This is a genomic window from Rhodococcus sp. NPDC059968, from assembly GCF_042738615.1.
GTDB lineage: Bacteria > Actinomycetota > Actinomycetes > Mycobacteriales > Mycobacteriaceae > Rhodococcus_F.
In genome coordinates this window covers 21591-40957 of record NZ_JBHWUE010000082.1, presented here as the reverse complement: position 1 = coordinate 40957, position 19367 = coordinate 21591, and the positions used below count along the sequence as shown (strand labels likewise).

At 67.5% G+C, this 19367-nt stretch carries 18 protein-coding genes, 1 pseudogene and 1 riboswitch; of the genes and pseudogenes, 4 read left to right on the top strand and 15 right to left on the bottom strand.

What is annotated here, in order from left to right:
- The 3 genes and pseudogenes from ACFWAY_RS40715 to ACFWAY_RS40705 all read left to right on the top strand — a co-directional run.
- Positions 1-658, top strand: a pseudogene (locus ACFWAY_RS40715) (malate synthase G); the annotation flags it as partial.
- Positions 659-841: 183 nt separating this feature from the next.
- Positions 842-2572, top strand: a complete 1731-nt coding sequence (locus ACFWAY_RS40710; protein WP_378514526.1) for a substrate-binding domain-containing protein — start codon at positions 842-844, stop codon at positions 2570-2572.
- Complete coding sequence (locus ACFWAY_RS40705) at positions 2569-3723, top strand: metallophosphoesterase (RefSeq protein WP_378514525.1); 1155 nt, start codon at positions 2569-2571, stop codon at positions 3721-3723. Before ACFWAY_RS40710 ends, ACFWAY_RS40705 begins: the two co-directional genes overlap by 4 nt.
- 45 nt (positions 3724-3768) lie before the next feature.
- Here ACFWAY_RS40705 and gcvP read toward each other — a convergent pair whose 3' ends face one another.
- From gcvP to ACFWAY_RS40630, 15 genes are all read right to left on the bottom strand, one after another.
- On the bottom strand, positions 3769-6621 hold the full coding sequence (gene gcvP, locus ACFWAY_RS40700) for an aminomethyl-transferring glycine dehydrogenase (RefSeq protein WP_378514524.1): 2853 nt from the start codon (positions 6619-6621) through the stop codon (positions 3769-3771).
- 174 nt (positions 6622-6795) lie between these two features.
- Positions 6796-6919: riboswitch (glycine riboswitch) on the bottom strand.
- Between the two features lie 69 nt (positions 6920-6988).
- A complete protein-coding gene (locus ACFWAY_RS40695; RefSeq protein ID WP_005243116.1) occupies positions 6989-7609 on the bottom strand; it encodes a MerR family transcriptional regulator in 621 nt (206 codons plus the stop codon).
- 284 nt (positions 7610-7893) lie between these two features.
- Positions 7894-8367: a bifunctional nuclease family protein gene (locus ACFWAY_RS40690; protein WP_378454729.1), complete on the bottom strand. Its 474-nt coding sequence runs from the start codon at positions 8365-8367 to the stop codon at positions 7894-7896.
- A 142-nt stretch (positions 8368-8509) separates the two neighbouring features.
- Complete coding sequence (locus tag ACFWAY_RS40685) at positions 8510-9250, bottom strand: MerR family transcriptional regulator (RefSeq protein ID WP_105422644.1); 741 nt, start codon at positions 9248-9250, stop codon at positions 8510-8512.
- A complete protein-coding gene (locus ACFWAY_RS40680; protein WP_370183841.1) occupies positions 9247-9771 on the bottom strand; it encodes an FHA domain-containing protein in 525 nt (174 codons plus the stop codon). The genes ACFWAY_RS40685 and ACFWAY_RS40680 overlap by 4 nt, the downstream gene beginning before the upstream one ends.
- Positions 9772-10067: 296 nt before the next feature.
- On the bottom strand, positions 10068-10472 hold the full coding sequence (gene gcvH, locus ACFWAY_RS40675; RefSeq protein WP_378454730.1) for a glycine cleavage system protein GcvH: 405 nt from the start codon (positions 10470-10472) through the stop codon (positions 10068-10070).
- Positions 10473-10514: 42 nt separating this feature from the next.
- Positions 10515-11261 carry a DUF881 domain-containing protein gene (locus ACFWAY_RS40670; RefSeq protein ID WP_378454731.1) on the bottom strand — a complete coding sequence of 249 codons (747 nt, stop codon included), beginning with the start codon at positions 11259-11261 and terminating at the stop codon, positions 10515-10517.
- 7 nt (positions 11262-11268) lie between these two features.
- Positions 11269-11631 (bottom strand): small basic family protein, encoded by a 363-nt coding sequence (locus ACFWAY_RS40665; RefSeq protein ID WP_005264197.1) that lies wholly within the window; start codon positions 11629-11631, stop codon positions 11269-11271.
- Positions 11632-11663: 32 nt separating this feature from the next.
- On the bottom strand, positions 11664-12527 hold the full coding sequence (locus tag ACFWAY_RS40660; RefSeq protein ID WP_378454732.1) for a DUF881 domain-containing protein: 864 nt from the start codon (positions 12525-12527) through the stop codon (positions 11664-11666).
- Positions 12527-13150, bottom strand: a complete 624-nt coding sequence (locus ACFWAY_RS40655) for a CDP-alcohol phosphatidyltransferase family protein (protein ID WP_378454733.1) — start codon at positions 13148-13150, stop codon at positions 12527-12529. Before ACFWAY_RS40655 ends, ACFWAY_RS40660 begins: the two co-directional genes overlap by 1 nt.
- Positions 13151-13264: 114 nt before the next feature.
- Positions 13265-14266 (bottom strand): SMP-30/gluconolactonase/LRE family protein, encoded by a 1002-nt coding sequence (locus tag ACFWAY_RS40650; protein WP_378514523.1) that lies wholly within the window; start codon positions 14264-14266, stop codon positions 13265-13267.
- Positions 14267-14308: 42 nt separating this feature from the next.
- A complete protein-coding gene (locus ACFWAY_RS40645; RefSeq protein ID WP_378454735.1) occupies positions 14309-14926 on the bottom strand; it encodes an NUDIX hydrolase in 618 nt (205 codons plus the stop codon).
- A 71-nt stretch (positions 14927-14997) separates the two neighbouring features.
- Positions 14998-16518 (bottom strand): long-chain fatty acid--CoA ligase, encoded by a 1521-nt coding sequence (locus ACFWAY_RS40640; protein WP_378454736.1) that lies wholly within the window; start codon positions 16516-16518, stop codon positions 14998-15000.
- Between the two features lie 34 nt (positions 16519-16552).
- Positions 16553-17674, bottom strand: a complete 1122-nt coding sequence (locus ACFWAY_RS40635) for a DUF5938 domain-containing protein (RefSeq protein ID WP_378454737.1) — start codon at positions 17672-17674, stop codon at positions 16553-16555.
- Between the two features lie 41 nt (positions 17675-17715).
- Positions 17716-18519, bottom strand: a complete 804-nt coding sequence (locus ACFWAY_RS40630) for an SDR family NAD(P)-dependent oxidoreductase (RefSeq protein WP_378454738.1) — start codon at positions 18517-18519, stop codon at positions 17716-17718.
- A 207-nt stretch (positions 18520-18726) separates the two neighbouring features.
- On the opposite strand from ACFWAY_RS40630, the gene ACFWAY_RS40625 reads away from it, so the two are divergent.
- On the top strand, positions 18727-19362 hold the full coding sequence (locus ACFWAY_RS40625) for a TetR/AcrR family transcriptional regulator (RefSeq protein WP_378514522.1): 636 nt from the start codon (positions 18727-18729) through the stop codon (positions 19360-19362).
- The last annotated feature ends 5 nt before the right edge of the window (positions 19363-19367 follow it).

The window sequence follows — 19367 nt, the reverse complement described above, 5'->3', positions numbered from 1 at the left end:
GGCGCAGATCGGCAAGGGCATGTGGGCGATGACCGAGCTGATGGCCGAGATGCTCGAGCAGAAGATCGGCCACCCCAAGGCCGGCGCGAACACCGCCTGGGTGCCGTCCCCGACCGGGGCCACCCTGCACGCCACCCACTACCACCAGGTCGACGTGGTCGCCGTCCAACACCAGCTGACGGGACACCGGCGGGCCACCCTCGAGCAGATCCTCACCATCCCCCTCGCCCCCAGCACCGACTGGTCCGAGACCGAGAAGCAGGAAGAGCTCGACAACAACTGCCAGTCCATCCTCGGCTACGTGGTCCGGTGGATCGACGCCGGCGTCGGCTGCTCGAAGGTCCCCGACATCCACGACGTCGCCCTGATGGAGGACCGGGCCACCCTCCGCATCTCCAGCCAGTTGCTGGCCAACTGGATCCGGCACGGCGTCGTCACCGCCGAGCAGGTCGTGCAGTCGCTGCAGCGGATGGCCCCGGTGGTGGACCGGCAGAACCAGGGCGACCCCACCTACCGGCCGCTGGCCCCCGACTTCGACACCAACATCGCCTTCCAAGCCGCGAAGGAACTCATCCTCGACGGCACCCACCAACCCTCCGGCTACACCGAACCGATCCTGCACCGCCGCCGCCGCGAATACAAAGCAGCCAACGCCTGAGATTCGCACTCGAAAATCGGCCCCGTCACCAGCCCGGTGCCGGGGCCGATTCTCTCGGGGTGCTCCTGCGCATCACTACACTGCGAGGGTCAACGTCGAACTCGTCGGACAGGGGCTGGAAAGCACGTGGGGCAGCATCGCGGCGAATCGCGCGCCAGGGGTATCAGTAAGGGACCTTTGATCGTGCTCGGTCTCGTCGTCGTGATCGCGGCGGGTGTGGTGGGCTGGTTCCAGTTGCGTGACCGGATCAACGATCAGGGAGTGGCTGCCGCGGGCGCCTGCGTCGAAGGCGAATCCGTGCTCGCGGTCGCGGCGGATCCCGATATCGCACCCCAGCTCCAGACGCTCGCCGACCATTTCACGGAGACGGCGCCGGTGATCCGCGATCAGTGTGTGTCGGTGACAGTCACTGCCGTCGCGTCCGACACCGTGCGCGACGCCTTGTCCGCGGGGCCGGACGGCCCGTGGGACGCAGCGGCATTCGGCCCTCGGCCCGCGCTGTGGATTCCGTCCAGCTCACATTCCGTCAAGCAGGTGTCGGCAACCGGCGTCATCAGCGGCGAAGCACGCCCCGTGGCGACCAGTCCCGTGGTGCTCGCGGTCCGGACGGCGTTCGCGAACGCGCCGGGCACGCCGGCGATCGACTGGAAAGACTTGCCGTCGCTGCAGACCGGTCGCGACTCCCTCGCGACTCTCGGTCTGCCGGGCTGGGGCAGCCTGGGTATGGCGCTCCCCGTCGGCCCCGGCGCCGAGAGCACGGAGATGGCAGTCGAAGCGGTCGCGGCCGCGGTCACGGGAAGCAGCACGGGTCCGGTGACGGAGGAGCAGGCACGTTCCGCTCCCGTCACGTCGGCACTCACCGGTCTGGCGCTCGGCTACGAGGCGTCGTCGGGGACGAAACCCGCGACGACGCGGGAGGCACTCACCGCGCTGGCCGAGCAGGGCGATCCCGCCACCGCCGGCATCCACGCGGTCGCGGCCACCGAACAGCAGGTCTACCAGGCCCTGCGCGACGCACCCGGAGCCGACATCACCACATCGATGCCGAAAGGCCCGACACCTGTGGCAGATCATCCGGCGGCCATTCTGGCCGGCCCGTCCGTCGACGAGACGCAGAGCCGCGCCGCCGCACAATTCGCGGAGTTCGTCCGTCGACCCGAACAGGCGCAGGTCCTGGCCGATGCCGGGTTCCGGGTCGAGGGACTCGCCCGCCCCGACGACGCCACGCTGGCCTTTCCCGGTTTCGAATCCACCCTGGTTCCCGCAGATGCGGCGGCTGCGGCCGAGCTGATGCGGGTGATCCGGAATCCGATCACGCCCCGCACCTCCACCGTCCTGCTCGACGTTTCCAGCTCGATGGGTGAGCGCGAGGGGACGGCGACGCGCCTGGCGAACACGACGGCTGCGCTGGCAGCCCACGTCGACCGTTCTCCGGACTCGTCGAACCTCGGGCTGTGGGAGTACAGCACCACGCTCGACGGGTCGCGGCCGTACACGACCGTGGTCGCGACCGGTCCTCTCTCGGCGGGCGGTTTCACCGAGGGCACCCGCAGGCAGGCCCTCGACGCCCGGCTCGCCAAGGCGACACCCGCCACCGGGTCCTCGACCTACACGTCGCTCGAAGCGGCCTACAAGAGCGCGGTCGACGGATACACGCCGGGCCGTACCAACTCGGTGCTGCTCGTCACCGACGGCGCCAACGACGACTCCGTCGCGCGCGCGGATCTGCTGTCCGCCATCGCCGCGACCTCGAGTACGTCGAAGCCGGTGCGCATCGACGTACTGACGATCGGCGAGAATTCCGACCTCAACACGTTGCAGGCGTTGGCCGATCGCACGGGTGGGTCGCTGGAGAAGGTCGCGTCCTCGGACGGAGCGGCTTTGCCGACCGCGATCAGCAAGCTGCTGTCGTGACGAGGCTCCTGGTCTTCGCGGTCTTCCTCGCACTCGTCACCTGGTGGCTCCATCGGCGACTCGTCCGGGCCACCGGGCTGGGCCGTCCCTGGTCGGTCGTCGTCGACGTGACCCTCGTGGTCCTGTGGGTTCTCGCAGTCATCGGCGTCGGCAGCGGCGAAGCCTTCGACCCGGGATGGGCGCGCCCCCCGGGGTGGGTGGGCTGGGTGTGGCTCGGCGCGATGTTCTATCTGGTGCTCGGGCTTCTCCTGGTCGCGTCGGTGTCGCTGCTGACGCGGCTGTTCGGCCGGCTGCGCGGCACCGGGAACGACGAACAGGTCGATCTGTCGCGTCGCCGAAGCCTGCGCATCGCCACCGCCGTCGTCGTGGTGGGCGCCGTCGGCGCCGCCGGTTACGGGGTGTCGGAGGCCGCGCGGCCGCGGATCGTGCGGGTTCGGGTGCCGCTGAAACGTCTCCCCGCCGAGTTCGACGGTGTGCGTGTGGCGCTCGTGTCCGACCTCCACGTCGGCCCGGCGCGAGGAGTGGACTTCACCCGGCGCGTCGTCGACCTGGTGAACGCGGAGCAGCCCGATCTCGTCGCGATCGCGGGCGATCTGGTCGACGGGACCGTCGCGAAGGTATCACCCGATCTGCAACCGCTCGGCGACCTCGAGGCCCCGCTCGGGGTGTTCGGTGTCAGCGGCAACCACGAGTTCTATGCCGACGACGGCGGCCGGTGGCTGGACGTGTGGGACCGACTGGGCATCCGGACGCTGCGCAACGAACGCGCGACGATCACCCGGGGCGGCGCCACCATCGACATCGCGGGGATCCACGACTACTCCTCGCCGGCCCCGTACGAACCCGACCTTCCTGCCGCGCTCGCCGGACGCGATCCGTCGTCGTTCGTCGTGCTGCTCGCGCACGAACCGCGGCAGGCGCTGGAAGCGTCCGACCTCGGTGTCGACCTGCAACTGTCGGGGCACACGCACGGCGGGCAGATGTGGCCGCTGCGTTATCTGGTGCCGCTGCAGCAGCCGTCGGTGGCGGGACTGGACCGCATCGGGAACACCGTCCTCTACACCACCCGCGGTGTGGGCACGTGGGGTCCGCCGGTGCGTGTGGGCGCCCCGCCGGAGATCACGATCCTCGAGCTGGTGCGCGAGGACTGAACGAGCGATGCCCGCCCCGCGTGAGCGGGACGGGCATCGTCTGTGTCAGGCGCCTTCGAACGCGGAGATCGGCGGGCAGGAGCACACGAGGTTGCGGTCGCCGTGCGCACCGTCGATGCGCCGGACCGCCGGCCACACCTTCGGCCGGGCCTTGCCGCGGGGGAACACCGCCGTCTCACGGGTGTAGGGGTGGTTCCACTCCGCTGCCAGGCAACCGGCGGTGTGCGGGGCGCCGCGCAGCGGGTTGTCGTCCACCGGCCACTCCCCCGAGCCCACGCGGTCGATCTCGGCGCGGATCGCGATCATCGCCTCGCAGAAGGCGTCGATCTCTTCGAGGTTCTCGCTCTCGGTGGGCTCCACCATAAGGGTGCCCGCCACCGGGAAGCTCATCGTCGGTGCGTGGAATCCGTAGTCGGCGAGGCGCTTTGCGACGTCGTCCACGGTCACACCGGTGTCCTTGGTGATCGGCCGGAGGTCGAGGATGCACTCGTGGGCCACCATTCCACCCTCGCCGGTGTAGAGGACGGGGAAGTACTCGTCCAGTCGGCGCGCGATGTAGTTGGCCGAGGCGATGGCGGTCAGGCTTGCGCGACGCAGCCCGACGGCGCCCATCATCCGGATGTACGCCCACGTGATGGGGAGAATCGACGCACTGCCGTAGGGGGCCGCGGAAATCGGTCCGGCGGTGCCGAGTTCGGGTGCGAACGGATGTCCGGGCAGGAACGGCGTGAGATGGGACCGCACACCGATCGGTCCGACACCGGGACCGCCGCCACCGTGCGGAATGCAGAAGGTCTTGTGCAGGTTGAGGTGGCTCACGTCGCCACCGAACCGGCCGGGACGGGCCAGGCCGACCAGGGCGTTGAGGTTGGCGCCGTCGACGTACACCTGGCCGCCGGCGTCGTGGACGGCGGCGCAGATGTCGGCGATCTCGTGCTCGTACACACCGTGTGTGGACGGGTAGGTGATCATGATCGCCGCGAGGCGCTCGGCGTGGTCGGCGATCTTCGCCCGCAGGTCGTCCAGGTCCACGTCGCCGTTCGGGCGGCAGGCGACGACCTCGACGCGCATCCCGGCCATGACCGCGGATGCGGCGTTGGTGCCGTGGGCGCTCGACGGGATGAGGCAGGTGTCGCGGTGGTCGTCTCCGCGGCTGAGGTGGTAGTTGCGGATCGCGAGCAGCCCCGCGTACTCGCCCTGGCTACCGGCATTCGGCTGCAGGCTCACCGCGTCGTAGCCGGTGACGGCCACGAGCCAGTTTTCGAGGTCCTTGATGATGCGGAGAATTCCCGGTGTGTCCCCGGTCGGCGCGAACGGGTGCAGTCCGGCGAACGCAGGCCAGGTGATCGCTTCCATCTCGGCGGTGGCATTGAGCTTCATCGTGCAGGAACCGAGCGGGATCATGCTGCGGTCGAGTGCGATGTCCTTGTCGGACAACGCCCGCAGGTAGCGCAGCATCGCCGTCTCGGTGCGGTACCGGGTGAACGCCTCGTGCTGCAGATAGTCGGATCCGCGGAGCTGCGCGTCGGGGACGGACGTGCCCGCTTCCTCGGTGACGGTGCCTTCGCCGCCGAACGCCGCCAGCACGTGGGCGACGTCCTCGGCGGTGGTGGCCTCGTCGCACGCGATGGCGACATGATCGGCGTCGACGAGCCGCAGGTTGATGCCGGCGCCCTTCGCCTTCGCCACCACGTCCGCCGCCCGGCCGTCGACTCGCACGAGAATCGTGTCGAAGAAGTGCTCGTGGACGACGACGGCCCCGGTCTTGCGGAGTGCGGCCGCCAGGGAGTGCGCCGTGTTCGCCACGCGCAGGGCGATCGCCTTCAGGCCCTCGGCGCCGTGGTAGCTGGCGTACATGGCCGCGAGAATCGCCAGCAGCACCTGAGCGGTACAGATGTTCGACGTCGCCTTCTCACGGCGAATGTGCTGCTCACGGGTCTGCAGCGCCAGCCGGTACGCCTTGTCACCGTCGGCGTCGATGGAGACGCCCACCAGACGGCCGGGGAGTTGACGCGCGTGCTTGGTGTGCACGGCGAGGTAGCCGGCGTGCGGGCCACCGAAGCCCATGGGGACACCGAAGCGCTGGGTGGTGCCGAAGCAGGCGTCGGCCCCGATCTCGCCGGGCGGGGTGAGGAGGGTGAGCGCCAGCAGATCCGCCCCGACCGCGACCAGTGCGCCGCGCTCGTGGGCGGCGGCGATCACGGCGGTGTGGTCGACGATGCGACCCGACCCGCCGGGCATCTGTGCGAGGACGCCGAAGAAGTCACCGTCCGGCAGGCCGGCGGACAGGTCGGCCACCACGATCTCGATGCCGAGCGGCTCGGCCCGGGTCTCGACGACGGCCAGCGTCTGCGGGAACAGGTCGGCGTCGACAACGAACCGCGGGGACTTGCTCTTGCTCGCCCGGCGCAGCAGCGTCATCGCCTCGGCGGCGGCGGTGGCCTCGTCGAGCATCGACGAGTTGGCGACCTCCATGCCGGTCAGGTCGGCGACCATCGTCTGGAAGTTGAGGAGGGCTTCGAGGCGGCCCTGGCTGATCTCGGGCTGGTACGGCGTGTAGGCCGTGTACCAGGCCGGGTTCTCGATGATGTTCCGGATCAGGACCGGCGGGGTGAGGGTGTCGTAGTAGCCGAGACCGATCATGGACGTCGCCACGGTGTTCTGCGCGGCGAGTGCGGACAGTTCGGCGAGCGCTTCATGCTCGGACACCGGTGCGGGCAGTGCGTCGAGGCCGTCGGCGATGCCGCCCGTGACTCCGTCCAGGATGACCGCGGGGACGGCTTTCGACGCGAGGTCGTCGAGCGAATCGGCTCCGACCAGTTCGAGAATGTGCGCGAGTTCCGCAGCGTTCGGGCCGACATGACGATCGGCGAATGTACGGCTTCCAGCGTCGATCACGACAACTCCCAAGCAGTTCGGAGGATCAGGACACGCCCCGCGTAGCGGAACGCCCCTCCCCCTCTGTCGCCTGCTCGAGTCGAGCGCCTGAGAGATTCGGTACCGTCGTTCACGTGTGAAGACGGCCCTTTCCCCGTGGGCGGGTGGGTGCTCCCACCGCTTTCCAGAGACGTCGGAGCCCGCACGGTCCTGTCTGCCTGAGAGATTGACGGGGAGGTGTTGCTCCTTCGGCGCCCGAACTCCCGCACACACGATGTTTCTGTGCTTGCGGTGCCCGGAACTCTCCCGCACGGCGTCGACGCACCGCCAGTCTATGTCACGGCTGCAGATGGCGGCGCAGGCAGCGTCGCGCTCCGACGGATGCGGGCTAGCCCGTCTTGCGGCTCGCGCGGTTCTTGCGCCGCGACGCCAGTTCGTCCTCGGGGCTCTGCTCGCTCGCGCCGCCGTCGGCGCGCTCTGCCGGGAAATCGGCGATGGTGCCGGTCAGTTCGCGCATAGCACCGCTCACCGCGATACCGAACACGCCCTGCCCGCCCTGGAGCAGATCGACGACCTCCTCGGGGGACGTGCACTCGTAGACCGTGGTCCCGTCCGAGAAAAGTGTGATCTTGGCCAAGTCCCGCACTCCGCGCTTACGGAGGTGGTCGACGGCCACGCGGATGTTCTGCAACGATATTCCGGTGTCGAGCAGACGCTTGACGATCTTGAGGACGAGGATGTCTTTGAACGAGTACAGCCGTTGGCTGCCCGAACCTGCTGCGCCACGAATGGACGGCACGACGAGGGATGTGCGAGCCCAGTAATCGAGCTGGCGGTAGGTGATTCCCGCGATCTGGCAGGCGATGGGGACGCGGTATCCGACGAGGTCGTCGGGCACGGAATCGTCCGGGAAGAGGCCCGGCTGGATCTCCTCCGAGCTGAATTCGGACTCGGCAACGTTGTCGCCGGGCGCAAGATTCAGCGCATTCTCCTGCGGCCGATCTCCCACTGACTACTCCCTCTCGCATGTTGCACTGAACCCGACGATCAGTGCGCCTGTGACGCGCGTCGCCAGTGTCCGCGGCACAAGCCGCAGCACATCGAGCGGCGCAAGCGCCACCAGTGACATCGAGCAAGTCCGTACCCTGAACCTACTCAGCGTACGCCCGATACAATCTGCAGGGCAGAAAATCACTGCACCGAACGCTATGACTCCGAAGAGACGGGGTCAACGCAACGCGCCGGAAGAACCTCAACCGATACTCCGCGCCCGAGGCTTTCCGCAGGTGCAATCTAGCCGTCAGTGGCCTTGAAATCGTCCGGCGACACGGACTCGAGGAATTCTTTGAACTTCTCGACCTCGTCCTCGCGCTCGTCGGGCATGACCAGACCGGCCTCCGTGAGCACCGCTTCCTCGGCGAAGATCGGCACCCCGATCCGCAGTGCGATGGCGATGGAGTCGGACGGGCGGGCCGAGACGCGGGTGTTCTCGTCGAACACGAGATCGGCATAGAACGTGCCCTCGCGAAGGTCGACGATGCGAACTTCCTTCAGGGTACGACCGAAGGCTTCGATCAGGTTCTTGATCAGGTCGTGGGTCAGCGGACGCGCCGGCTCGACGCCCTGCTGTTCGAGTGCGATCGCGGTGGCCTCGGTCTGGCCGATCCAGATGGGCAGGTACCGCTCGCCGTCGGTTTCACGCAACAGCAGAACAGGTTGATTTTGGGGCTGCTCGACACGAACTCCGATCACGTGCATTTCGCTCATCGCGTCTGCCTCCACCCTGCAATGGTCCGTCCGCGGCACACAATGCCGTACCAGGATTCTATTCGATTCGTGTCTGCTCTTCGACCGTACAGCCGTTCGAGCGCAGCGTCGTTGGGAAGTTGGGACGGTCGGCGAGCTCACCTCACCGATCGAGCGCACCCCGGACTGCCGACTTCACCAGGCAGGTGTGCAACGTCAGAGACAACGCGGCCAGTTCGCGCACCATCTCCTCGGCGCGATCACGTGCGCCGGCGTCACGGCCCTTGGCGACGGGGCCCGCGATCTGCGCGACCAACCCGGCTTCGCGGTCGGCCGCCAGCTTGAACGCCCTGAGGTGCCGCACCTCGAGTCCGAACTCGGACATCGCCCTCGCGGTGCGCGCCAGCGTCACCGCGTCCTCGTCGAAGAACCCCGCCGGCCCGGGAACGACCAGGCCTCCGCGGGTCAGCTCGCCGAGGAACTTCTCGTCGATCCCTGCCCGCGCGATCAGATCGTCGCGGCTGATCCGCACCTCGCGGTCGGTGAGGAACTCCTCGGGGGACACCTCGCCCGGGGCCACGGTGAGCGCGCGCGGCCGGCGCGGCGAAGAATCGCCTGCGCCGACCGTGGCCACACCTCTGTCGATGGCCTCGAGCTGCTCCTTGATGACCTTCAGCGGCAGATACTGATCACGCTGCGCAGTGAGTACGTAGCGCAGTCGTTCACAGTCGGCGATCGAGAATCGCCGATACCCCGAGGGAGTGCGCTGGGGGCTGATGAGACCCTCGGCTTCGAGGAATCGGATCTTCGAGATCGTCACATCAGGAAAATCGGGGCGCAGTCGGTCCAGCACGGAGCCGATCGACATCCCCGATTGCGCCTGCTGCTGCCGCACCGCGGTCATTGGCTACCCGCACCAGCTGACGTCTCACCGATCTGCGAGCCACCTGCAGTGGTCCGGGGTCCGGTCAGGAAGACCAGTCGGAACTTGCCGATCTGGACCTCGTCACCGTTCGCCAGGACAGCCGAGTCGACCGGCTCACGGTTGACGTAGGTGCCGTTGAGGCTGCCGACGTCGACGACCTGGAACTCGTCGTCCTCCTGGCGGAACTCCGCATGACGACGGCTGACGGTCACGTCGTCGAGGAAGATGTCGCTGTCGGGATGCCGTCCCGCGGACGTCGTCGGCTGGTCGAGCAGGAAGCGCGACCCTGCGTTCGGTCCACGCTTGACGACGAGCAGAGCAGAGCCCGCGGGCAGTCCCTCCACACCCGACACCGGGGCTTCCGGAGCCTGGGTTGCCGAGGAGTTGTCGAGCTCATTGAGAAAGTCCGCGCGGAAGACCGACGTGGTTTCCGCCGGCGTCTCCCCATAGACCGCGTCGTTGCCGTTCTCGCTCACCGTTTCTCCTCCTAGTTCGATCATCCAGCAAGATTCGCTGGACTACGCAATGCCACTCGGTACTACATAATTCGGTTCCCGTGCACATTAACTTCTGTGCAAACTCCCACGATCACATTCAAACTACGGACCTGCGCCCCGACACGGCACATGCGTTCATCATCGACCGTACCCTGCGCACGCCGGTGCGTGTAGTGAGACAGGCCGCCAGCACATTACGAACCGGTATTCCGACAGCGGATTTCTCCGGCAACCCGGTTTTCCGGGCTGTCGGCACCTTCCGAAACTATCCGATTACCGCTCCGCGTGTTCTCGGGAAATTATCCTGCCGTGATGTCTGCATAGCCGGCGGCGTCCAGCATTTCGGCCAGTGCCGTGTCGAGGGTCGCCTCGTCGTCGACACCGAGGTCCACCAGCCACCCCTGCCCGTAGGGCGCGGAGTTCACCAGTTCCGGGCTGCCGTCCAGATCGGCATTGGCGGCAACGACTTTCGCCGTCAGCGGGGCGAAGATGTCGGAGACGCTCTTGGTGGATTCCACCTCGCCGAACGATTCGCCCGCCGTCACGTCCTCGTCGACCGCCGGAAGCTGGACGAACACGACGTCGCCGAGCTGGGACTGCGCGAAATCGGTGATGCCGACGCGTACCGTCGTGGGCCCCGTCCGCTCGACCCACTCGTGTTCGGCGGTGTACCGACGATCGGCGGGGATTTCGAGCTCACTCACAGTGGCTTCCTTTCGATGGCAATCCGCGGGCGGATGCGAAGATCAATTTCCGGGCTGAGCGTATTGGCGAGGTTTCGCCTCCCGCAAGGCAGAGATCGTGACCTGCTGCGATTGTTCGATGGTCAGCTGTCCGCCGCTGCGCGCGACCGTGTCGACCACCCCGCCGGGAATGTTCAGGGCCGCCGCCAGAGTCGGCGGATCACCGATCGCGACCACCCCGTAGGGGGCGTTCACCTTCCGGCCGTCCACCGACACGCTGCCGGCCGAACCGGACACCCAGGAGTCGACGCCGATCCGGATGGGCGGGCCGTCCGCACCCTGGATCTGGACGGCTTCGGCACCGGCGGCACGCAATTCCTGCACGAGGTCGAGCAGAACCTCGGAGCCGACCCCCCTGTTGGGGTCAGTGATGCGCAACGTCACCCCGGGGCCGGTGGCCGGTGCGCTGCCGACCTGGATCGACAGCGCCGTCAACCGGGCCCGCGCCTCGTCGAGCGCCGCCCCGGAACTGCCACTCTGTTGCAACGTTGCCAAGGTCTGTTCCAGCGATGCGATCTCCTGCCGCAGGGCCGCCTCCCGCTGGTTCAGCGTGTCCAGGACGACCAGCAGATCCGCGGGGCTCGCCGAGTCGAGGGTGTCGCCGGACCCGGTGTTCTTCACCTGCGTCACGATCGCGATTCCCAGCCCCCCGAGCAGAAGCGCGGCCAGCAGCGCGAAAACGACGTGTGAGCGCTGCGACGTCGCCGGTTCCTTCCCGTGCAGTTCGTGTCTGCCCTCGTGTCCGCTCACGCCGCGATCACGCCCCGAACAGACGTCGCCGGAGCGCGGCCGCGTTGCCGAAGATGCGGATGCCCAGCACGACGACGATCGCGGTGGACAACTGGGTTCCGACACCGAGTTGGTCACCGAGCCACACGATCAGGGCCGCCACGAGGACGTTGAACACGAACGAGACGACGAACACCTTCGAGTCGAAGATCTCGTCGAGGTACGCACGCAATCCGCCGAACACCGCGTCGAGCGCGGCGACGACGGCGATGGGCAGGTAGGGCTGCACGGCGTCCGGCACTTGCGGGCTGAACACCACGCCCAGCACGATGCCCACGATCAGGGCGAGCACCCCGTAGATCGCGGATCCGCCCTTCAGTGCTGCCTTCATTCGTGTGACGCCTCCATTCGACTCCGCCGTTGTCATCGTGTTCCCACTTCCCGGGCTGCCCGCACTTCCCGCGCCGGGGCGGCGGGCAAGTGGAGATCGTCGGCCTCCGCCACCGCGAAGCCGATGCCGTACAACTGCGCCACGCTGGACATCCGCAGATAGGCGTCACTCACCACGAATCCGGTCTGCATCGGCCCCTGCGGGCCGATCGCCGAGACCACGTACGGCGAGAACACCGGCTGATTGTCCACGAGCATCGCGCCACCCGCCTGCCGGATCGTCACCGACGGCCCGATCCGCACATCCCCGACCGCGATGGCCTCGGCGCCGCTCGCCCACAGCGAATTGACCACCGACTGCAGGTCGCGGTCGAGCACCACGGCCTTCCCCCCGACACTGCGCTGGGACGAGTCGGACAGGTTGGGCTTGGCCGCGGGGTCCGTCAGCGTCACGGTGAGCCCGGGACCGTGCACGGCCTCGACTCCGGCGTCCCCCTCGAGGCCGCGAAGCTCGTCGAGCAGTGCCGCACCCCGGGCGTCGCCGGCCAGCGCGGTGGCGCGCGCGTCGTCGGTCCGTGTCGACAGCGTGTCCCGGGTGGCGGCGAGGGCGCCCGCCCGATCTTCGGCGTCCTGCACCTTGCTCAGAAGTTCGGACCGCACCTGCTCGGTGCCGGGGATGCGTTCGGTGGCCTGCCGGTAGGCGACCGACAGCACCAGACCCACGAGCAGCGCACCGATCGCGATCCACACCTGCTGACCGACCCGCGTCTGCCGTGAATGTCCCTGCTCACGATCCTCGGCCGCACCCTCGTACCCGGGGTCCAGATGATCGTTCATCAGAGACTGCAGCAGGGACGGCACCGGATTCCTGCGGATGCCGGAATCTGACCGTTTCATCAATGGACCTCGCGTTCCTCGCCGCCCGGTCCTCGCACGGGAACGGTTCGCGCGACGGTCAGCGCGTTCACGGTGTAGAGCAGCCCGGTCCACACGTAGAGCACCGTGCCCCAGATCAGGAGCGCAGCGCCGAGCGGCTGCGCCACGGTCGCGATGCTCCAGTCACCGTGCGCCGCGAGGGTCATCGGCAGCGCGAACATCAACAGGAACGTGGCACCCTTGCCGAGGTACATCACGTCGGGGGGTGGGAGACCGCGCCGACGGTAGATGAACAGCGTGAGCGCGAGAACGGCGTCGCGGCCGATCAGGATCGCCGCCACCCACCACGGGATGAATCCGCGCAGGACGAACGTCACCAGCGTCGTGACGACGTAGAGGCGATCGACGAAGGGGTCGAGCAGCGCACCCAGCTTCGACGACTGGTCGAGGATCCGCGCCAGCTTGCCGTCGAGCCAGTCGGTGAAGCCGCTGATCATGAGGATCGCGAGCGCCCACCCGTCGGAGTGGGTGACGAGCAGCAGGTACACGAACAGCGGCACCCCGAGGAGTCGAACCACGCTCAGGAGGTTCGGGACGGTCACGATCCGGTCCGACCGCGCAGTGTCCCGGTCCACCGAATTCACCAAAATCTCCCCAGCGTCGAGTGCGGACCTGTCTTCGGGCGCTCGTCGCACCGCTCTCGCCACTCTTCCACAACCGGGAAGGGTGCAGTCGATCGTCCGGTACGTCCGGCCGTGTCACTCGCCCCGCGCGATGTCCGGTCGCGGCGGGGCCGGGACGCGCGCGACGGCGTCCGCGGTCAGACTTCCCAGGTACAGCCACCCGTCGTGCTCCCGCACCCCTGTGACGGGGGAATAGCTGCCCTTGCCTCCGCGCAGGCTGTGCACGATCTCGCCGCGGTGATCGAGGGCGATCACCCAGCCGGCGTGCTCCGGATTCGGTTGCACGACCTCCGGCAGGTTCGCTGCGACGATACGCAGCGTGGGGTACGGCGCGAGCAGGTCGAGCAACCGCATCCGCGGGCTGTAGAGCGCCACCCAGAACAGCCCGTCACGTGTCTGGGACGTCATGTTGTCCGGTATGCCGGGCAGATTCGCGGCCCACACCGACGCCGCACCCTGCGACGGGCCGGTCAGGTCGACGCGGGAGATCTGGTACGAGCCGGTCTCGGCGACGAGGACGAACGATTCGTCCGAGGCCAGTCCCACACCGTTGGCGAACTGCAGTCCCTCGGCCAGGAGGTCGGTCTCCCCCGTCCGCGGGTCCAGACGCAGCAGGCGGCCGGTCCCCCGATGCTCGAGAAGGTCGTAGCGGTGGTCGGCGATCGTGAAGTGCGCCGAGGAGTCGGTGAAGTACACGATGCCGTCTCGGCCGACCGCCTGTCCCTTGTCGTCGACTCGCAGCACACCGCGCTCGGCGTCGCAGATCAGGAATCGGCCGTCGTCGAGTATCTCGACGCCGAGGGGCCGACCGTGAGTATTCGCGAGTTCGGTGGCTTCTCCGTGGCTGTCGAACCGCCAGATCCGGCCGTCGTTGCCTCCGGTGACCACCCGGCCGTCGTGATCGACGGCAACGTCTTCCGGGCCTTCTCCGCTGGGGAGTGTCCAGCGGTGCGCGTCGTCGAGCACTCCGTTGGGAGCGAGCACTCCCGTGAGCGACGGCGGCGGCGGGGCGTGCCAGACGACGGGGTCGACACCGGTGCGGTCGAGCTTGCGGGCGAGAGACTCGAAGAGGGTCACGAACTGTGAGATTAGTCGCCTCACCCGCTCGACGTGTTCTCGTTAACGCCAGGCGAAGACCGGCTGGTCGAAACCGTCGATCCGGGTGTGCCTGCCGTGCAGAGCGACCTCCCGGAACTGGTACACGACCGCGCCTGTCGGGGCGTGCACGAGGTGACGCCGGAACGGCCACTGGATCACCGGTTTCGACGATTCGGGGATCTCGACGAACCGCGGCTCCGCGTCGATCTCGGGAACGCCCACCGAGAACACTTCCGCCACTTCCTCGCGATTGGGGACAAGGGATGTGATCGGCTGGTCCGACCACACGACGAAGGGGGTGATGACGTACCCGGAGCGCGTGACGTAGTCGTCGAGCCTGCCGAGCACCGCGGACGGCTCCACGTCCAGGCCGAGTTCCTCGTGCAGCTCGCGCCGGGCGGCGTCCTCGCCGGTCTCCCCCGGATCCACTCCGCCGCCGGGCAACGCGAACTGTCCCGGATGCGCGCGCATCTTGCTCGGGCGCATGGTCAGCGGAACGGCCTGACCGTCGGCGCCGTCGTTCATCACGGCGATCACGACCGCCGCGGACCGCCGATTCGTGGGGTCCACGATCCGTGGTTCGAAGCGTGCCAGCGCGTCGGCGAGCCGTTCCCTGCTCAGTACGTGCCCATTCACCATCACCCGACAGTATCGCCAGTCGCGGCGAAACCCACGCTTCGGTCCCCGCGTTTCGAACCCCGCGCCGGCCGTCAGCCGAGCAGCTGCTGCCTGATCTCGTTCTTGAGGACCTTCCCCAGTTTGGAACGAGGCAGGTCGGGCCAGACCAGGATTTCCTTCGGGGTCTTCACGCTCCCGATGCGCGCTTTCACGAACGCCGTGAGTGCGTCGGCCTCGATCGGTGTTCCGGCTCGGGACTGGACGACGGCGACGACACGTTCACCCCATTTGTCGTCGGGAAGCCCGATCACCCCGCAGTCCTGGATTCCGGGGTACGCCATGAGCGCCTGTTCCACTTCGACGGAATAGACGTTGAATCCGCCGGTGATGATCATGTCCTTGGCCCGGTCGACGATGAACAGAAAGTTGTCGTCGTCGAGGTACCCGATGTCGCCCGTGTGATGCCAGCCGTGGGCCGACGCGTCCTGCGTCGCAACGGGATTCTTGTAGTACCCCGTCATGACGAGCGAGCTGCGCACGACCACTTCGCCTCGCTCACCGGCAGGCAGCAGCGTCCCCTGCCCGTCCATGATCGCGACGGTGACCAGCGGGGAAGGTCTGCCCGCCGAGCTCAGCCGGGCGGTCGCGACCGAACCGTCCGGGTGGAAATGGTCTTTCGGCGCCATCGTCGCGATCATCATCGGCGCCTCGCTCTGCCCGAACAGCTGGGCCATCACCGGCCCGATCCGGGTCAGCGCTTCTTCGAGCCGCGTCGGGGAGATCGGCGCCGCGCCGTACCAGAAGCATTGCAGCGAACTCAGGTCCGTCGTCTCCAGGTCTGCGTGGTCCAACAGCATGTAGATCAGGGTCGGCGGAAGGAAGGTGTGGGTGACGCGGTCCCGGTCGATGTGCGCGAGGAACTGCCCCAGGTCGGGCGTGGGCATGATGACCACCTGCCCGCCGAGGGTGAGGATCGGAAAACACAGGACACCCGCCGCATGCGTCAACGGCGCGAGAGCGAGGTACACCGGTCTGCCGTCGAACGGGTAGCTCATCAGGGTCAGCGCGGACATCGTCTCGATGTTCCGGCCGGTGAGCATGACACCCTTCGGCCTCCCCGTCGTCCCTCCGGTGCCGACGATCAGCGCGAGGTCGTCGACGGGCTCGACGTCGAGACGTTCGGTACCGAGCCAGTCGTCGAACGGGTGGGCGTACTCCTCGTCGCCGTCGAGACACACGAGGGTCGTCAACAGCGGCAACTGCTGCCGGATCCGATCGACCAAGGGCGCGAACGCCTTCTGGAAGATCAGGCAGCGACAGTCGAAGAGCTCGAGAAGGTCCCGATTCTCCGCCGCCTCGTTCCGCGGGTTGATCGGGCACCACACCGCCCCCGCCCGGCTGATCCCGAACACGCAGGAGAACGCGGTCGGGTCGTTGCCGGACAGGACGGCCACCTTGTCGCCCGCGGCGATCCCCGACCGTGCCAGCGCGGCCGCGACGCGCCGGCTCAGGTCCTGGACATCGGCGTACGACAGCGTCCGGTCGCCCATCGTCAGGCACGGCGACGACGGTCCGAGCGAGGCACCCTTGTCGAGGTAGTCGGTCAAGCGCATTGTGCGGTCCTCCTCGAAGTCGCGGCCGGGACGATCAGCTCTGCACGGTGAGAACCGGCTCCATCACGAGGCCGAAGCTGCGCAGGATTCCCAGGAGTTCGCGATGACCGAACGCCTGGCACGCTGACGCGAGACCCGTCCGCTTCGGAGGCTGCTGCAACAGGGAGTACGCGGCGTACGCCTGCAGGAGACCCGTCTGCTTGTAGTTGCAGTTGCCGTGGATGACGCAATGCGCCCGACCCAGCGGCCCGGACGCGTACACGGAGTCGAGCGAGGTGTTGACGCGTGGGTTCTCCCTCGGCGGCATCCCCGCCTGCACGGAACCGGCGATCTCCGCGAGCGCTGCGTCCTGCTCGTCCGCGGGAAGGGTCTTGATCTGCTCCTCGACCATCTTCTGCGTCGCGACGACGCCCTCCATCACGGAACGGTCGAACACGCCGCCTGCCGCCTTCACGTTCGCCACCCGCGGATCGTCCTTGAACCAGACGGGATGGCACGTGCCGCCCCACGGCAGCGCGAGGGCCATCTGGTGCTGTCCCGGCACCACGACCTCGAATGTGGTACCAGGGTCCCACTTCTCGTACCGGTTCTGTTCCAGGTAGTACCAGTCGGCTTTGAGGATCGTGAAGATCGTCTGCGTGGACGCATAGGTGGGAAAACCCTTCCACAACACCAGGATGTCGAGAGTGTCCAATCCCGGCGTTTCCAGAGCGATGTTCGCGGCGATCTCACCGGTGGTGTACATCTGCGCGACGCCGGGAGACAGCAGCAGACCCTTCTCGGCGAACTTGTCGCCGAACTTCGCCTGCACGTCCAGAACCCAGTCCTGCTCACCGGTCGTGTCGGTGTAATGGCATCCCGCGGCGAGGGCCGCCTCGACGACGACGGCGCCGTGTTTGATGAACGGGCCGACCATGTTGCTGACAACCCGTGCGCCGCTGAACAGTTCGGTCAGCGCCGAGACGGTGTGCTCCACCTCGACCACCTCGTGGTCGACGGTGTCCAGCCCGGGAATGCGGTCGAGCACTTCCTGGATCCGCTTCTTGTCCCGGCCCGCGGCGATGAACGGAATGTTGAACTCGCGCAGGTATTCACACACGAGCCGCCCGGTGTATCCGGAGACTCCGTAGACGATGACGGGCTTCTTGTCGGTCATGAGATGCCTTTCAGAATGTGAGAAGAGTCCGGGGAGATCGGTTACATGCCCATGCCGCCGTCTACCGGCAGGCCGATTCCGGTGACGAAGCGAGCGGCGTCGGAGGCCAGGAAGACGACGGTGTCGGCGATGTCCGCGACCTCACCGAGTCGCCCGAGAGGCGTCAGACCGATCACGTCGGCGACCGCGGCGTCGGCGCTGGGCCACAGTCCGAGCCTCTCCATGTCGGCGGCCAGCCCGAGTCCCATCTCGGTGGCGACCAGCCCGGGGTACACGCAGTTCACGCGGACGCCGTACCCGAGTTTGCCGGCCTCCTGGGCCGCGACCCGGGTCAGCCGGTCGACGGCGGACTTGGTGGCGGAGTAGCCGGCGATGCCCGGGAACGGGATCGTCGCGGCCACCGAGGAGACATTGACGATCGCCCCGCCCGCTCCCGCCGGGCCTCCGGGACGCATGGCGCGCAGACCGTGCTTCAGACCGAGCGCGACACCGAGAATGTTGACCTCGCACATCCGGCGGATGTCGGCGGGGTCGATGTCGACCACGAGTGACGAGATCTCGATGCCCGCGTTGTTGACGAGGAGGTCGAGTCCGCCGAGTTGCTCCACGGTGGCAGCGACGGCGCGCTCCCAGTTGCCGTCGTCGGTGACGTCGAGTGTCACGAATCCGGTGTCGACGCCGGACTTCCCGATTGAATCGGCGGTCGCGCGCCCCTCCCCCTCGAGGACGTCGCCGATCACGACTGCCGCACCGGCCTCGGCGAGGGCGGCAGCCATACCGGCACCCAACCCCTTCGCACCACCAGTGACCAGCGCTTTCCGTCCTGCAAGATCACTCACGCTCATTCCGACCTGCCTTCGTACGAGACGATTCGCGGAACCACGTCACGAGACCGAGTCCGCAATGTGGTGTGGATCACAGAGTATTCGACTTTGGACGACTGTCAAGATTTCTCTTGACGACTGTCAAGTTTTTGTTACACAGTCGTCAAGGATGCGGGTTAGACTGATGCACACCGTGCTGGACCATGCGAGCCGAACAGGAAGAATGCCGTGACACCCGTCGCCGAGAAGAACGCCGATCGGGTCTCGCGCCGCCAGGTCGACAAATTCGCCGAGCGCCGGGATCAACTCGCCGAGTCGGCGTTGCAGACCCTCTCGGAACTCGGCTATGCCCGTACCAGTCTCCGGGAGATCGCCCAGAACTCCGAGTTCTCGCACGGCGTCCTGCACTACTACTTCAGCGACAAGGTCGATCTGATCACGCACTGCGTGCGGCACTACAAGTCCCGGTGTGTCACGCGATACGACGGCGTGGTCGCCACGGCCCAGACTGCCGAAGAGTTGAAGGCGGGATTCGGCCGGGTGCTGGTGGATTCGCTCCAGGACGAAGCCACCATGCATCGACTCTGGTACGACCTCCGCTCGCAGTCGCTGTTCGAGGAGTCGTTCCGCGCAGACGTCGCCGCGATCGACAAGAGCCTCGAAAACATGATCTGGCGCATCGTGTCCCGGTACGCGGAATTGGCGGGGCGCACGATCACCATCGCCCCGGCCACCATGTACGCGGTCTTCGACGGACTGTTCCAGCAGAGCCTCGCGAGGTATCTGGCGGGGGACGACTCTGCGGCGGACGGCCTCGCGGACAACGTCGATCAGATACTGGCGCTCGTCATTCCGGCACGGTAGAGCCG

Excerpts from the sequence above, each read along its gene's own strand:
- ACFWAY_RS40660 (WP_378454732.1), bottom strand. The coding sequence starts at position 12,527 with ATGAAACGGTCAGATTCCGGCATCCGCAGGAATCCGGTGCCGTCCCTG.
- ACFWAY_RS40640 (WP_378454736.1), bottom strand. The coding sequence starts at position 16,518 with ATGCGCTTGACCGACTACCTCGACAAGGGTGCCTCGCTCGGACCGTCG.
- ACFWAY_RS40630 (WP_378454738.1), bottom strand. The coding sequence starts at position 18,519 with ATGAGCGTGAGTGATCTTGCAGGACGGAAAGCGCTGGTCACTGGTGGT.
- ACFWAY_RS40680 (WP_370183841.1), bottom strand. The coding sequence starts at position 9,771 with ATGATCGAACTAGGAGGAGAAACGGTGAGCGAGAACGGCAACGACGCG.
- ACFWAY_RS40685 (WP_105422644.1), bottom strand. The coding sequence starts at position 9,250 with ATGACCGCGGTGCGGCAGCAGCAGGCGCAATCGGGGATGTCGATCGGC.
- ACFWAY_RS40690 (WP_378454729.1), bottom strand. The coding sequence starts at position 8,367 with ATGAGCGAAATGCACGTGATCGGAGTTCGTGTCGAGCAGCCCCAAAAT.
- ACFWAY_RS40645 (WP_378454735.1), bottom strand. The coding sequence starts at position 14,926 with ATGGTGAATGGGCACGTACTGAGCAGGGAACGGCTCGCCGACGCGCTG.
- ACFWAY_RS40665 (WP_005264197.1), bottom strand. The coding sequence starts at position 11,631 with ATGAAGGCAGCACTGAAGGGCGGATCCGCGATCTACGGGGTGCTCGCC.
- ACFWAY_RS40635 (WP_378454737.1), bottom strand. The coding sequence starts at position 17,674 with ATGACCGACAAGAAGCCCGTCATCGTCTACGGAGTCTCCGGATACACC.